Below are 14740 nucleotides of genomic sequence, written 5' to 3'. Positions count from 1 at the left end.
TTTTTTTCAAAAGCAGAGTAAAACGCTATATCTTATACGTTTTTAGCGGAGAACGCAAATTCAAACGTATATGATAGACACGTGCAGGGAGAGCAGTTTCCTTCTAAGTGTGTTGAGTACCAAAGGATCTGTCGGCTGAATGGGGTAAATCGGGCTGCTGATAGCCAGCCATTGATTTCTGAAATATAAATGATTCATAAAACGTGTGTGTTATTATTTAGGGTTGTGTTTGCCTGATCACTTGTTTGTATTGTAGTTTCGGGCAATACAAAGTTCAGAAAGCGTAATTTGAAAATTTGTAGACCGTCAGGTTTTTATCCATAGAATCATCTCTTGTTGTAACCTTTTAACCTCACGTAGGATATTCGTAGTAGTTCTACGTCTTATTAAATAAGTTAAATGGGAAGCCCTTGCTCGGTGATCAGGAGTGAAAAAGATGACCCCAAAATGGAGTGCATGATATCAAATTTTGACGGAGCCTTCCGCGATAGAATTTATTCGAGAAACATGCTAATCCGGAGTATCAAAGCCGGTTGCTGACTGCCAAAAGCCGACAGCAGCCATGATATATGCCCGGAAGAAATAAATATTCGAAAAAATTCGACGAATAATCGTGACTTTTTTAAAATCTACCGTAAAACAGAAAAGCAATAATTTGTTTTCCTGCGGTTCATCTGCCTGGATAAGAGCTAAACCCGGTTAATCTTTCTTTTGTGATATGAATATTTTTAACAACAGGACTTTGCTGTTTCATATCGTGTTTTTTCTGTGTTTTTTGTCACATGGATACCTCACGGCTCAGAAACATTATACGGTCTCTCACTATACGGGAGACAATGGCCTGCCACAAAACAGTATCAAAAGTATAGCAGCGGATTCGGAAGGTTTTGTCTGGATGATCAGCGAAGATGGTTTGATTCGTTTCGATGGTCAGCGTTTTTCTGTTTTCAATAAATCAAATTTAAAGATATCCAATAACAGGTTTTTTGTCATGATGCCGTCCCTTGTTAACCCGAAGGCGGCGGACGCTGGAAAAACGAAGGTTATTTATACAGCCGTACCTGACGACGAATTTATCCGGATCGAAAAAGGGAAAGCCGTTTTAGACACACTTTATTATAAATCGCAATTAAAACCAAAGTTCCCCGCCAACAGTGGTCTTGATAAAACCGTGCTTGCTGCCGGGATACCGCACTATTTGAGTACACAATTTGTCCCGGAAAACTATCTGATCCCGACTGGTTGTGGTGACAATAACTATTATCTGTGCGACAGCAGCCGTATCAGGTATTTTGAAAAAGGGAAGATCAGTTCAGAGGTGAATACTGCGGGGCGCTCAGTCTGGAATTTGTTTACACTGGACCGGAGGCTCTATCATTTTAACGGGGATGGTACCATCACGTTGATCTCTAAATGGGGAGATGTCGCGCAGCCGCTTGCCGGTGATATCACAGAGAACCCGGCTGACAAAACGCAAAAAAGCAATTGTAAAATATACTGGAATATCTCTTCGGCTCAGGCTTTTATTTATCTGGACAAAAATATTTATCAACTCAGTCAGCAGAATGGAAAGCTTGTCACGCAGTTAATCATGCAGGGTTTTGACCTGAAATCTGCCAATATTCAGTCGGTCTTTTTTGATGAGAAAAATCAGCGGTTGTTTTTGGGGAGTATCACGCAGGGGCTTTATGTGCTGACGCGCCAGAGATTTCAAACGCTGTTAACAAAAGGAGACGATATGGAAAATGTCTTCTACGGCCAGTTGGACTACGAAAACAATACTGTTTTGACGCCAAACGGTATTATGATCCGTAAAGAGGCGGCCTCTGATTCAGTAATATCTGCCAAAATTACTGCGATGCACCTGACCAACGCAGAAGATAAACGAAGTATGCTCAGTGATGACCAGGGTTTTATCTGGATCAAGGAAGGGCAAAGTCTGCTTCGTTTAAACAGAAAGGATCTGTCGGTGAATCGGGTATGGAAACTAGGGAGTGAAATTAAAGTGATTTATAAGGACGATACGGGTTATATCTGGATCGGAATGACCAAGTCGGGTTTATATGGTATCGATCCGTCGGACTTTGATGCGCGGCTAAAACGGTTTCTAAGGAATCTTAAAGTAAATTACCTGGCCTCAGCGAGCCCCGGAAATCTGTTGATTGGTACGGAAAGCGGCTTGTATAACCTGCAGGTAAGCTCGGGGAAATGTTCATTATTGCCTGGGACAGAAGGTTTGTTCATTAAAAGTATTTACGCTGCCGGACCGAAAGAGCTGTGGTTTACGGCGCAGGAGAAGGGGGTTATGTTCATCGGAAGTGATCATAAAGTAGTGAACTTCCCATTGGATAAAAACCGGTTTCTGGCCAGTCCGCATTGCATCGTGGATGACGGAAAGGGGTATTTATGGGTGCCAACCAATAAGGGACTTTTTCAGATTGCCAAACGGGATTTGCTGCATTATGCACAATTGAAATCGGCCGGTGAAAGTAAGGGTACTGCAAATAAATCCTTACCGACGGAGCTGTTTTATCTGTATCACAGCCGTGAAGAGGGTTTTAATACCAACGAGTTTAATGGTTCCTGTCAGCCTTGCGGACTGAAATTGCAAAACGGGTTTATATCACTGCCTTCTTTGAGCGGTCTGGTTTGGTTTAAACCCGATGAAGTCCGGGGTTCCGGGCCGGAAGCCAGTATTATTCTGGACAGGGTGGAGGTTAACAATAAAGTTTTGACCTTCTCGGGAGATACGCTGCATTTCCCGCTGGACCCGCAGTATATTAAGCTGCGTTTTTCATCTGCATATTTCGGCCACAAGTACAATCTGAATTTGTCTTATGCGCTGGTCAAAAAAAATGTTGCCGTGCGTCCCGGCGACTGGATCGCTGTCGACAATGACAATCCGGATATTAGTTTTTCAAGCCTGAATTCGGGAGAATATACGCTGCTGGTACGGAAACTCAATGGTTTTGGAATCAGTAATTATACGATAAAAAAAATATACTTCGTTGTGCCGCTGCTCTGGTATCAGACCTGGTGGGCTACTGTGTTATTTGTGCTGGTGATGATTGCCGGCGTCTATCTGTTTTATGTAATCAAAGTCAAAAATATGAAAAGGGAAAATGCACGTCTCGAAGCACTCGTAGGCGGACGTACCGAGCGGCTTAACAATGCGTTGCTGGATCTTGAAACTTCAAAAAAAGACATGAGCAGGCAGATCCAGATGTTGTCCATGCTGCTGACCTCGATGACGCATGACGTGCAGTCCCCACTGAATTTTATAGCGCTGACATCCGGGGGGATTCCCAAAATGATCGATGAGGGAAATCTTAAAGACGTGTCACATCTGGGTACACTGATATCGGATTCTTCCAAGCGTATGAGTATGATGCTGAGGGATTTGCTGGACTATGTGAAAATCCAGGTGTATGGAAACCGGATGAAGTTTGAAGAGATAAATCTTAAAGCGCTGATAGATAATAAGCTGGCTATATTTAAAAACGTAATTCTTCACCACGAATCGGGTTATGTGAATGAGGTGCCCGAAGATCTTTCTGTTTATTCGGATTATCAGATGTTGTCAATCCTGGTCCACAACCTGATTGATAACGCCGCCAAATTTACCCAGAACGGTAGTATTCAGATCAGTGCAAAAAGAAACAAAACGCAAAGGATTGAACTTGTTATCGCGAACAGTACGATTGGTCTTCCGGATGAATTTTTGGAAATGATCAACAACAATGAGGAAATTAGTTCTACGGACGTCTCGGTGAAATACCGTAAAAAAGTTGGGATGGGTTTATTGATTGTAAAGGAAGTTGCCGCTCTGGTAGGTGTTACGCTGAAAGTAACTCAGACCGATATGATCCGTTTTCATTTGTTTTTCGAATAAAAACGCAGAAACGGAGGTGTTTGTGACAGGTGAGTCATTATTTGAAATTGTTCTATATGTGTATAGACATTACTATTTGATATGTAGAATATCTTGGGACTTTACTACATTTACAGCCGACTTCCGTAAACATGCGGCGCTCAATTTACACCCTCCAGAAAAAGAAAATTGTCAGTATGCGACGTAGATTATTAACCCTGTTAATTTTCCTGGGATTTCTGTGGCCTGGTATTTTGCCGGCACAAAAACATTACACCGTTGCCCACTATACGGGTGATAACGGTTTACCGCAGAATAGTGTTAAAGGTATCGCCGCAGATACCGAAGGTTTTATCTGGATTGGCACTGAAGACGGGCTGGTCCGGTACGATGGTACCAAGTTCTACCTCTTCAACCGTTTTAACCTGCATCTTCCAAGTATATTTACAAGGATAACTTCCCTACGACGTGTGAAGCGGACCGGAAACTGGTCGGCCGATAAACCAGGAATGGAGCGTAATGCTGTAAATTATGCTTTTTTTAATGTCTGCGGTATTAGGATTGAAAAGGGGCGTGCGACACCTGACACTGGATACTATTATTCTAGGGCTAAAAAAATTAGCAAAATTGTTGATTATAATCTGCTTTTTCACGCAGAAGGGGTTCCGAGCACGTACAGTGGCAAGCCATTTTTTCCATATTACATGTTGATTGCCGGAGAGGATGATAGCAACTTTTACATTTGTTCAAAAAATAGGATCAGTTATTATTCGAAGTGGAAGAACAGGCATGAAATCAACAGATCAAATGCAGATTTATGGAGTTTTTTTACAATTGGAGACTGGCTTTATTATCTGAATCCAGATCTGAGTCTTACTGGATTTCTGGATAAAAGAATAATGGAAATGGCTCCTGCCGGTGATATTCTCAATGACCCTAATTTCAGGAATCACAAAAAGGACATTAGGCTTTTTTGGAATCATATTTCTAATCAGGCTTATATTTATCTGGAAAAGAATCTGTATATCCTGAATCAGAATAAGGGTGGAGAGCTTACGACTAAACTTCTGGTCGAGGATTTTGATCTGATAGCACGCGGGATAGAAAAGGTGCACTATGATCGAATTAATCAAAAAGTATATCTGGGTAGTGCAACTGAGGGGCTTTTTATTTTAAGCAAACAACGGTTCCAGGCACTTACAATCGACGGTAATAGTAGGGATAATGTTTTTTACGGCCAGATACCTTATTCAGACAATTCAGTTTTAACCTCAATGGGTAGAATTATTGGTCGAGATTCCGTGACAGGACGGGTCTTTACCAAAGTACTTAAGCATATAGAGAAAGTTAACCCGACCGACAAACTTACCATCATCAGAGATCGGGATAATACGATATGGACGAAATTGGGCGAGGATCTTTTTCATATAGATAATGAGACGCAGAAAGTCGTAAAAAAATGGACCTTTAAATTTCTTATAGAATCCATACATCAGGATAAAAAGGGGGATATCTGGGTGGGTTTAAATGGTGGAGGTTTGTACTATATTGATCGGAGCAAGAAGGATAATATTGCTTATAGATATGTTAAAGCCCCCGTTTTGACAGTACAGGATATAGAATCTCTGTCGTCGGACCGGTTATTGGCAGCAACAAGTAATGGATTATTCACGATTGACTTAAAGGCTAAAAAAGTATATCTGGTAAAGGGTACCAACGAGGTGAATATCAAAAGCGTGCATGTTTTTGATAAGGACCATGCGTGGATTACCGCACACGAAAAAGGGTTAATGCTGTTGATAAAGGATAAGTTGACTACTTTTCCATTGGACAAACAAAAATATCTATCGAGTGCTCATTGTGTAGTAAATGACGGACGGGGGTATTTGTGGATTCCTACCAACAACGGATTGTTTAAAATGTCCGCAAAAGATCTCGTTCAATATGCCGCGTTAAAAAAATCTGATGCAGTATCGTCTGAGAGCTCAACAGCTCCATCTGCCGAACTTTTTTATATGTATTTTGCCAAAGATGAAGGGCTTAATACCAACGAATTTAATGGCAGTTGTGAGCCATGCAGTGCCAAACTTGGCAATGGTTACATTTCCCTACCGTCTCTAAGTGGTTTTGTGTGGTTTAAGCCGGAAAATCTAAGCAACCAGGGACCTGATGGAGGTATCATTCTGGATAAGGTGGAGGTAGGTAGAAAATCGTTGCCGATTTCGGGTGATACGGTTCGTTTTCCCTTAAATCCTCAGCAAGTCAGGCTTTATTTCTCGACAGCTTATTTTGGGAACGATTATAACCTGAATGTTTCATATGCATTGATAGCGCAAAATGCTGAGGTTTTGCCGTCTGACTGGATTCCAATGAACCGTAAAGAATCCGATATCCGCTTTTCCAGCCTTAATTCCGGGAATTATACCTTGTTGATCAGAAAACTTAATGGTTTTGGTATTAAAAATTACACCATAAAAAAGGTCTATTTCATTGTACCGCTCTTTTGGTATGAAACCTGGTGGACGAAGGTTTTACTTGGTCTGGTTCTGTTGGCTGCGGTTTATTTTTACAATAAGTTTAAAATAAGAAAGATCAAACGGGAAAATGCCAGACTGGAAGAAGTTGTTGAGAAGCGTACCGAGCGGCTTAATGTAGCGCTGGTGGATCTGGAAGAGTCAAAAACTGAAATGAGCCGGCAAATTCATATGCTGTCGCGGTTGCTTACTTCCATGACGCATGATGTGCAGTCGCCTCTCAATTATATTTCACTGACTTCGGGAGGAATAAGGAAAATGGTTGATCTGGGGAAACTGGATGATGTGTCCGATGTCGGAGACCTGATTTCCGATTCCTCCAAACGTATGAGCATCATGCTTCGGGATCTGTTGGATTACATTAAAATTCAGGTTTATGGCAACCGGATGAAGTTTGAAGAGATTGAGCTCAGACCCCTGGTAGAAAATAAACTGGAAATCCTGAAAAATGTGATCACGCTCAACAGGTCTGTATTTTCAAATGACGTTCCGGCTGGTTTGATGGTGTTTTCAGATTATCAGATGTTATCAATCATGATTCACAACCTGATCGACAATGCAGCCAAATTTACACATGACGGAAAGATTTGTATTCAGGCCGTTATACATTCTGATAACAAAATAGAACTGACTATCTCGAACACGGCAACAGGTGTTCCGGAGGAATTGATGGAAATGATCAACAGCACCGAAGAAGAACACGTCTCTGAGTTTTCCGGAAAACCACGGAAAAAGGCAGGAATGGGTTTACTCATTGTCAAAGAAGTGGCCGCCCTGATCGGTGTGAATTTAAAGGTGACGCAAACTGAAATGACGCGTTTTCATTTATTTTTTGAGTGAAAATTGCTGCCTCGACAGCTCAATCAATTCTGCTGATATAGCGCTGCAACAAACATCACCGGCTTATATGAAGAGAAGTTTACTCGTCTTGCTTATTGGTCTGAAAATTCTTTCGTCCGGGCAGGTCCTGGCTCAGAAGGGTTATACCATTACGCACTACACGGCCGAAAATGGATTACCGCAAAACAGCATCAAAGATATAACTGGAGATTCCGAGGGGTTCATTTGGTTTGGAACCGAGGAGGGACTCGTTCGGTTTGACGGGAACAAGTTTTTTGTTTTTAATAAGGGCAGTCTTGGTACATCGGGCAATCGGGTATCCTATTTACGTGGCGTTAGAAAAAGGGCACGTTTTTTTGACAAAATAGAACAAGGTGTCGAACGGAGCGAGGTTAATTATGCTTATTTTGATCGCGATTGTGTTAGAATTAAGAACGGTTTTGCGACGTGGGATACTCTGTACTATGAAACAAGAAAAAAGAAGCTATTAACCCTGGACGGGGATGTAGTTGAGTCGGTAGGCCTTCCAACTTATTATTCCACTGTGTTCATCCCTTCCGGTTATCTGCTAAATACTGCTGATAAAAATAGTGATTTCTATTTCTGGAAGAATAGGAGAGTTAGTTTTTATCGAGACTGGAAGAAAGAATATGAAATAAGTTTTCCTGCCGTGTCTCCTTGGAACTTCTTTATAGTTGGTAAATGGCTTTATAACTTCAATGATGATAAATCATTCACTGCTATTTTTGACAAAGAAATCATAAAATTTCCACTAATCGGAGACATCATAAAACACCGTGATTTTGCGAGCTTTAAACAGGATATTAAAATTTTCTGGAATAATGTTTCGGACCAAACCTTTTTGTATTTAGGTAAGAATTTATACGTTTTAGATCAAAAAGCTGATGGGAGCCTGGTTACAAAACTATTGGTCGAAGATTTTGATTTGATTGGAAAGGGCATAGAGAAAATACATTACGACAGTGTTAATCAACATGTGTATTTGGGAACTTTTACGGAAGGACTCTTTATACTGAAAAAACATCGGTTTTCGAGTGTGACGGTTAAAGGGAGTCATATGGATAATGTTTTTTATTCACAAATTCCGTATCGCCGAAATGCAGTTTTGACATCGAGAGGTCAGATTTTTGGTAGAGACTCTGTGTCAGGTAAGACCTTTAATACAGTTATTCCAGCGATTGCAAAAGCAAATCCTTTCGATCGCTGGGGGCTGATAAAAGATAGAAACAATACGATTTGGACGAAGCAGGATCCAATCCTTTATCATTTGGATCAAAAAAATGAACGGATAACAGGACAGTGGCGTCTACCCGATATAATAAACTTTATTCATAGCGACCAAGCAGGCATGATATGGATTGGTGTAGCCAACAAAGGGTTATTCCAAATAGGTGAAAATGATGTAACAGCCGCTCCCAGATTTGTCATTAAGGGACCGCTTTTGAATTTTTCCAGCATTCGTTCGCTTAGCCCAACGAGACTGCTGATTGGTACGTATAAGGGTATGTACACCCTTGACATTGTTTCGAAAAAGGTACAATTAATTAAGGGGACCGAGGGACTTCACATCAAAAGTATTCATGTTTTCGGGAATCAGGCAGCCTGGATTACAGCGGTTGATAAGGGAATTATGTTATTGACGGAAAATGGGGACGTTATAACTTATCCGCTGGATAAGGATCGGTATCTGGCCAGTCCGCATTGTGTGGTCAATGATGGTCATGGCTTTTTATGGATTCCGACTAATCGAGGTCTTTTCCAAATGGCAATCAAAGACCTGTTGAAATATGCTGATTTGAAAGATAAGCGAACTGGCGGAAATGGTCCGGGCAAGTTGTTTTACATGTATCATGCCAAGGATGAAGGGTTTAATACCAATGAATTTAACGGTGGATGCGAGCCTTGCGCGGTAAAACTTGATAATGGTTATTTCTCGTTGCCGTCATTAAACGGGTTGGTATGGTTTAAACCGCAGGACATTAATAACAACGGCCCGGACGGAAAGATCATCATTGATAAGGTGGAAATGAACCAGAAATCTTTATCATTCTCGGGTGACACGATTCGTTTTCCTTTAAATCCCGAGCAGGTCAGGTTAAGTTTTTCGACACCGTATTTTGGTAACGATTACAACCTGAACCTTTCTTACGCGTTGGTAGAAAAAGGCAAAGAATCTTTGGAAAACAAATGGATTCCAATCAACAGCAAAGAGTCTGACATCCGGTTTTCCAGCCTTAACTCCGGAAATTACACGTTAATGATCCGGAAACTGAATGGTTTCGGTCTGGATAACTATACAATCAAAAAGGTCTGTTTTATTGTCCCACTCTTTTGGTATGAGACCTGGTGGGCAAAACTTTTGCTGGGTCTTGTGCTGCTGGCCGCGGTTTACTTTTACAATAAGTTTAAAGTAAGGCAGATAAAACGGGAAAAAGCCATACTGGAAAAGGTTGTTGAAAAACGTACCGAAAGTCTCAACAAGGCGTTGGTTGATTTGGAAGACTCCAAAAATGATATGAGCAGGCAGGTACATTTGTTGTCCAGGCTGCTTACCTCTATGACCCATGATGTGCAGTCACCTCTCAATTTCATAACGCTTACATCCGGCGGAATTCCTAAATTGATCAATCAGGGCAAATTTAATGATGTTTCTGTGTTAGGCTCGCTGATCTCGGATTCCTCGAAACGGATGAGTGGTATGCTTGGGGATTTGCTGGATTATATCAAAATTCAGGTATATGGCAACCGGATGAAATTTGAGGAAATTGAACTCAAAACACTGATTGATAACAAACTGGGAATTCTTAAAAATGTGATTATCCACAATGGGTCAGCGTTTTCTAATCAGGTGCCTGGCGGTTTGCTGGTATTTTCCGATTATCAGATGTTATCAATTATGATCCATAACCTGATTGATAACGCGGCTAAATTTACGCATGACGGGGATATCTGTATTCAAACTGAAATACACCAGAATGGTAATGTAGAACTGATCATTTCCAATACCGGAACGGGCGTCCCCGATGATTTGTTTGAAATTATTAATAATAAAGAAAGTGACGAAAACATATCCGGATCTTCTGAGAAAATCCACAGAAAAACCGGAATGGGGTTATTGATCGTTAAGGAAGTGGGTGCGTTGATTGGCATCACTTTAAAAGTGAGCCAAACCGACAGAACCCATTTTCATCTGCTTTTCGATTGAGGTTAGTAATTTCTAAGAAGTGATACTTTTTTAGATAATTCAATCTCGTCGGATACTTCGAGTTTATCATATATCCTTCTTTTATAGGTGCTTATCGTATTCTCTTTTACGTTCAGAATCGAGGCAATTTCTTTTGTCCATTTTCCCTCGGTGAGCAGCTGCATCACAGCCATTTCTCTTTGAGATAATGTTGTCAGTGGATTTTTTGTTTTTTTGATGCCATTGCTGCCCAGACTGGTCAATAACGTCTGCTGCACACGGTGACTGACATACTTCCCTTTGCTTAACAGGGAGCGGTAAGCGGCATAAAATTCGTCTTCTGTTGCCTGTTTGGAAAGGAATCCGTCTGCGCCTGCCTGCATGTATGGGAGCGCATAAACCTGCTCGTCGTATCCGGAGTTTATCAGGATCATAATGTCAGGTTGCTTTTGCCGCACAATTTCCATCATCCTGATATTTTCTCCGCCGGGGATATCGATATCCAGAATCAGGAGGTCGAATTTTTCTTTGTCAAGCATCGTTAATCCCAGTGGAAAAGTTGTTGCTTGTGTTACGGTGGCGTCAGGAGTTGCTTCGAGCAGCAAATGTTTAAGACCAGACCGTATAAGTGGATGATCTTCAACAATAAGTATTTTCATAAAGCTGATTGAGTGGGGGTGTTAATTAACAAAAATACTGAATTATTTATTTAAAATGTAAAATTAATTAACCGTTATTTATTATTTAGTGACAAATTTTGAGTGTACCCGCTCACAGAAATGTGCTTACGGATCGCGACAGTACCAAAAAACGCCAGCGTAAAATACTTGTTAATGACAGGGCTGCTCTTCATGAACTTCATCAGGCAATAAGCAACATTATTTCCAATCCTGTTAACTTTTGGTTTATAATTTTTTTATAGATTTAATAAGTAACCGAAAGTCGAAATGCGCTGCTGTTTTTTATTCAGCACCGTTTACAGGCAATTTATAGTAAGATCAAAATTTTTATAAAAAATTAGTGCTAAAAAAATGACTATTTGAAGATGAGAGAGGAGCACACACTGGTTTTGTATCGGGAAATTTACAAGTCTGTCAGTGATTATGTGAGAAGGTTAACATCCGATCCTTACCTGATCGAAGAAGTCACGCAAGAGGTTGTTATCAAGGTACATGAATCACTGAGTACACTTAAAGACAGCGAAAAGTTAACCTCCTGGCTCAAACGCATTGCCTATACCACGCTGGTAGATCATCACAGAAAAAGCCAGAAGCAGTTCTTAGTACAGCCGCATACGGCCGAGCCTGTGAATGAAGGGAATGAGTCCATGATGGAATGTATTGCCATGTTATTGAAGTTGTTGCCCGACGAGCAGAGGGAATTGCTGGAAGCGGTTGAGTTGCATGGCATGAGCCAGACCGTGTATGCAAATGAGAAGAAACTACATATCAGCACAGTGAAATCCCGCGTGCAGCGGGCGAGACAAAAACTGAAAGAACAGATCACCGGAAATTGTTTTCTGACTACCGATTCTTATGGAAATGTGGTCGATTTTATCAGGCCGAGAGAAATAAATTGAAAAAGCTGCGTCTTTTCTGAGAAGGTTACGTCTGTCAGGTGAAGTATTAAAATTCACAGATTATGACAAATCAGAAAACAGTGCTTATTACCGGCGGAAACACAGGTATTGGCAAACAAATCGCACTGACCTTTGCCAAAAATAACTTTCACGTTATCATTACATCAAGAGATGCCAGCAACGGGGAGGATGCAGCTAGGGAGATTATTGACGCCACGAAAAATAAAAATGTAAGCTGTATTCAGGGTGATCTTTCCAGTATTAAAGGATGTTATGCGCTGGTTGAAAAAGTGAAATCGGAGATAAGTTCATTGCAAGTGCTGATTAACAACGCGGGTGTTACCATGATGGAAAAAGTAATCAATGAAGATGGTTTTGAGCTGACTTTTATGGTTAACTATCTGGCTCCTTACATACTTTCTACGGGCCTGACGCCGCTTTTAAAACAAAATAATAACGGCAGAATAATCAATGTAAACACCTCCGCCAGAATGCAGGGGATGGGTAAATTAAACATCGAAACCACACCTTTCGGGAGTGATTTCAAACCCGGATGGACCTATAACAATACGAAACTCGCTAACGCGATGATGACGGTCACTTTGGCTGAGCAATTGCTGGATTCCGGAATTACGGTTAACGCATTGTATCCGGGGTTGTATAAGACCAAAAATAGCACCCAAAAGCTTAACAGTATTTTTATGCGGCTGATCATGAAAATAATCATGTTGCGTGAAATGTCGCTCGCCATCGCGGGAGAAGCGCCTTACCAGCTGGCGACGGATGAAGCTTTAACCAGGGAGACAGGACAGTTTTTTCATATGAAAGACAAAAGTCAGTTTACAAAAAAGGTTTATGATCCGGCAGAAAGGGCATTGCTGTATCGGAAAACGATAGCCTGGCTGGGCGCGGCTTCTTGATATTCAATTGACAATAGCACCCGAACCGGTTTGACAAAGACTGGTTCAGGTCTTTAAATTTTTCAGTGCATTTAGCATATCAAAAATTTTGCCGCTTAGAAATATTAGGTTAATTTTATGGAGTGATCAGTCAATCTATAAATGAATAAGGAACAGGAAATACTAGCTGCGGCTTTAAAACTTTTTGTGGAATTTGGTTTTCACGGCACGCCAACGAGTAAAATCGCCAAGGAAGCGGGTGTGGCCAACGGAACTTTGTTTCACTATTTCAAAACCAAAGAAGATTTAATTGTCGGCCTGTATAACCACATCAAAGACGACCTCAACCGGCATCTTTCCGAGACACAAAAGGAAAAGGACTCGCTGAAAGACAAGATGAAAAATCTTTATACAGCATCCCTCCAATGGGGATTGGTGCATAAACCTGAGTTTTATTTTATACAGCAATTTCATTTCTCGCCGCATTTGGCCAAGGTTTCGCCTGAGGATATCGAAAGACAAACACGGCTCCATTTACAGCTTTTGCGGGAAGGGGTTACAGGTGAAATTTTCAAACCGTTTCCCGAGCAGCTGATCAGCTCAACTCTGGGAGGTCATGTGTATGGCGTGTATCAATATTTGCTAAACACGGAGCTGACGCAGCAAAAACAGGATGAGATTATCGGGCAGACATTTGAGCTGCTCTGGGATATGTTAACCAAATAAAATATGAGCATCAATAGCGGGGTAAAAGTACGTGCAGTCATCACGGGTGCAACCGGGATGGTTGGAGAAGGTGTGCTGCATGAATGTCTTCTTTCTGATCAGGTAGAACACGTTTTGGTGATCAACAGAAAACCTTGCGGCGTTTCGCATCCCAAACTGAAAGAGATTATTCACGCTGATTTTTTTGATTTATCGGCTATTGAAGACGAGTTAGACGGCTTTAATGCCTGCTTTTTCTGTCTGGGCATTTCTTCTGTTGGAGTAAGCAAAGATGATTATTTCAAAATGACTTACACGCTCACCATGCATATGGCGGAAACATTAAGTCGTTTGAACCATGTTATGACTTTTTGTTATGTTTCCGGCGCCGGGACCGATAGCTCGGAGAAGGGTAGTTCCGCCTGGGCGAGAGTAAAAGGGAAAACCGAAAATGACCTGATGAAACTGCCTTTTAAAAAGGTTTACGCTTTCCGCCCGGGTTTTATCAAGCCAACAAAAGGACTGAAAAATACGTTGAGATTTTACAGTTACATCGGCTGGTTGTTTCCCGTTGGGCGCGCGCTTTATCCCGCTGGATTCTGTACCTTGAAAGAACTGGGTCAGGCCATGATTCATTTGGCCGTGTCGGGATCCGGGAAATCGATCATTGATGGAAAGGATATCATTAGCCTTGGAAAAGTCTAAAACTGCTTACTTTTCTCGTGATCCGCGTACCGGTTGTTATAACCTAAACCCTGGCTAACACCGTACCATTCCCATTATCCTGTTTTATCTGAACTTAGAAGCTGCTTAGTAATGGTAATTTACCAAGAAAAGGAGTAGGCTCCAATGACTTCGCAGATGAATCAGAGAGGGCAATTTCGTTGAATGGAAGCTTTTCCAAAGAAAGATTAGTCTCTTCGTTTTGAAGATCTGCATAGGCCGGAGCATCTATTGCAGGTGTATTGATGTTAAGGCTGTCGGCCAGATATTTGTTGCTCTTCTGTGCTTCAAGATCACGTTGTTTGGCCTCTTTCTCAATCAGACAAAGCACAAAAAGCGTAACAGCAATCGCAAACGTAGAAAAGGATTTCATAGCTAAATTTT

General features: G+C 41.3%; 9 protein-coding genes. 7 read left to right on the top strand and 2 right to left on the bottom strand.

All coding sequences use genetic code 11. The features are described from left to right. Window positions 1-718 precede the first annotated feature (718 nt). The 3 genes from M1L62_RS01125 to M1L62_RS01115 all read left to right on the top strand — a co-directional run bounded on the left by M1L62_RS01125 (window position 719) and on the right by M1L62_RS01115 (window position 10471). Entirely contained in the window at window positions 719-3892 is a 3174-nt protein-coding gene (locus M1L62_RS01125; RefSeq protein ID WP_254411160.1) for a sensor histidine kinase, read from the top strand. Between the two features lie 176 nt (window positions 3893-4068). Next, window positions 4069-7245 carry a sensor histidine kinase gene (locus M1L62_RS01120; RefSeq protein ID WP_254411159.1) on the top strand — a complete coding sequence of 1059 codons (3177 nt, stop codon included), beginning with the start codon at window positions 4069-4071 and terminating at the stop codon, window positions 7243-7245. 67 nt (window positions 7246-7312) lie between these two features. After that, window positions 7313-10471 carry a sensor histidine kinase gene (locus tag M1L62_RS01115; protein ID WP_254411158.1) on the top strand — a complete coding sequence of 1053 codons (3159 nt, stop codon included), beginning with the start codon at window positions 7313-7315 and terminating at the stop codon, window positions 10469-10471. A gap of 2 nt (window positions 10472-10473) precedes the next feature. Here the strand turns inward: M1L62_RS01115 and M1L62_RS01110 are convergent, their stop codons facing one another. Beyond that, window positions 10474-11109: a response regulator gene (locus tag M1L62_RS01110; RefSeq protein WP_254411157.1), complete on the bottom strand. Its 636-nt coding sequence runs from the start codon at window positions 11107-11109 to the stop codon at window positions 10474-10476. Between the two features lie 386 nt (window positions 11110-11495). On the opposite strand from M1L62_RS01110, the gene M1L62_RS01105 reads away from it, so the two are divergent. The 4 genes from M1L62_RS01105 (at window position 11496) to M1L62_RS01090 (ending at window position 14338) form a co-directional block, all read left to right on the top strand. Then, complete coding sequence (locus M1L62_RS01105; RefSeq protein ID WP_254411156.1) at window positions 11496-12029, top strand: sigma-70 family RNA polymerase sigma factor; 534 nt, start codon at window positions 11496-11498, stop codon at window positions 12027-12029. Between the two features lie 62 nt (window positions 12030-12091). Then, entirely contained in the window at window positions 12092-12949 is an 858-nt protein-coding gene (locus M1L62_RS01100) for an SDR family NAD(P)-dependent oxidoreductase (RefSeq protein WP_254411155.1), read from the top strand. 141 nt (window positions 12950-13090) lie between these two features. Next, window positions 13091-13654: a TetR/AcrR family transcriptional regulator gene (locus M1L62_RS01095; protein WP_254411154.1), complete on the top strand. Its 564-nt coding sequence runs from the start codon at window positions 13091-13093 to the stop codon at window positions 13652-13654. A 3-nt stretch (window positions 13655-13657) separates the two neighbouring features. Next, complete coding sequence (locus tag M1L62_RS01090) at window positions 13658-14338, top strand: NAD-dependent epimerase/dehydratase family protein (RefSeq protein WP_254411153.1); 681 nt, start codon at window positions 13658-13660, stop codon at window positions 14336-14338. Between the two features lie 94 nt (window positions 14339-14432). Here M1L62_RS01090 and M1L62_RS01085 read toward each other — a convergent pair whose 3' ends face one another. Continuing rightward, complete coding sequence (locus M1L62_RS01085; protein WP_254411152.1) at window positions 14433-14729, bottom strand: hypothetical protein; 297 nt, start codon at window positions 14727-14729, stop codon at window positions 14433-14435. Window positions 14730-14740: the final 11 nt, after the last annotated feature.

This window comes from Dyadobacter diqingensis (genome assembly GCF_024220585.1).
GTDB classification, from domain to species: Bacteria; Bacteroidota; Bacteroidia; order Cytophagales; family Spirosomataceae; genus Dyadobacter; species Dyadobacter diqingensis.
Note: the sequence above shows the minus strand (reverse complement) of the source record. Positions and strands in the feature narration are given on the sequence as shown.

Bases quoted from the DNA above. Each gene is read 5' to 3' on its own strand.
- M1L62_RS01105 (WP_254411156.1), top strand. From the start codon at position 11,496: ATGAGAGAGGAGCACACACTGGTTTTGTATCGGGAAATTTACAAGTCT.
- M1L62_RS01095 (WP_254411154.1), top strand. From the start codon at position 13,091: ATGAATAAGGAACAGGAAATACTAGCTGCGGCTTTAAAACTTTTTGTG.
- M1L62_RS01110 (WP_254411157.1), bottom strand. From the start codon at position 11,109: ATGAAAATACTTATTGTTGAAGATCATCCACTTATACGGTCTGGTCTT.
- M1L62_RS01100 (WP_254411155.1), top strand. From the start codon at position 12,092: ATGACAAATCAGAAAACAGTGCTTATTACCGGCGGAAACACAGGTATT.
- M1L62_RS01085 (WP_254411152.1), bottom strand. From the start codon at position 14,729: ATGAAATCCTTTTCTACGTTTGCGATTGCTGTTACGCTTTTTGTGCTT.
- M1L62_RS01120 (WP_254411159.1), top strand. From the start codon at position 4,069: ATGCGACGTAGATTATTAACCCTGTTAATTTTCCTGGGATTTCTGTGG.
- M1L62_RS01090 (WP_254411153.1), top strand. From the start codon at position 13,658: ATGAGCATCAATAGCGGGGTAAAAGTACGTGCAGTCATCACGGGTGCA.
- M1L62_RS01125 (WP_254411160.1), top strand. From the start codon at position 719: ATGAATATTTTTAACAACAGGACTTTGCTGTTTCATATCGTGTTTTTT.
- M1L62_RS01115 (WP_254411158.1), top strand. From the start codon at position 7,313: ATGAAGAGAAGTTTACTCGTCTTGCTTATTGGTCTGAAAATTCTTTCG.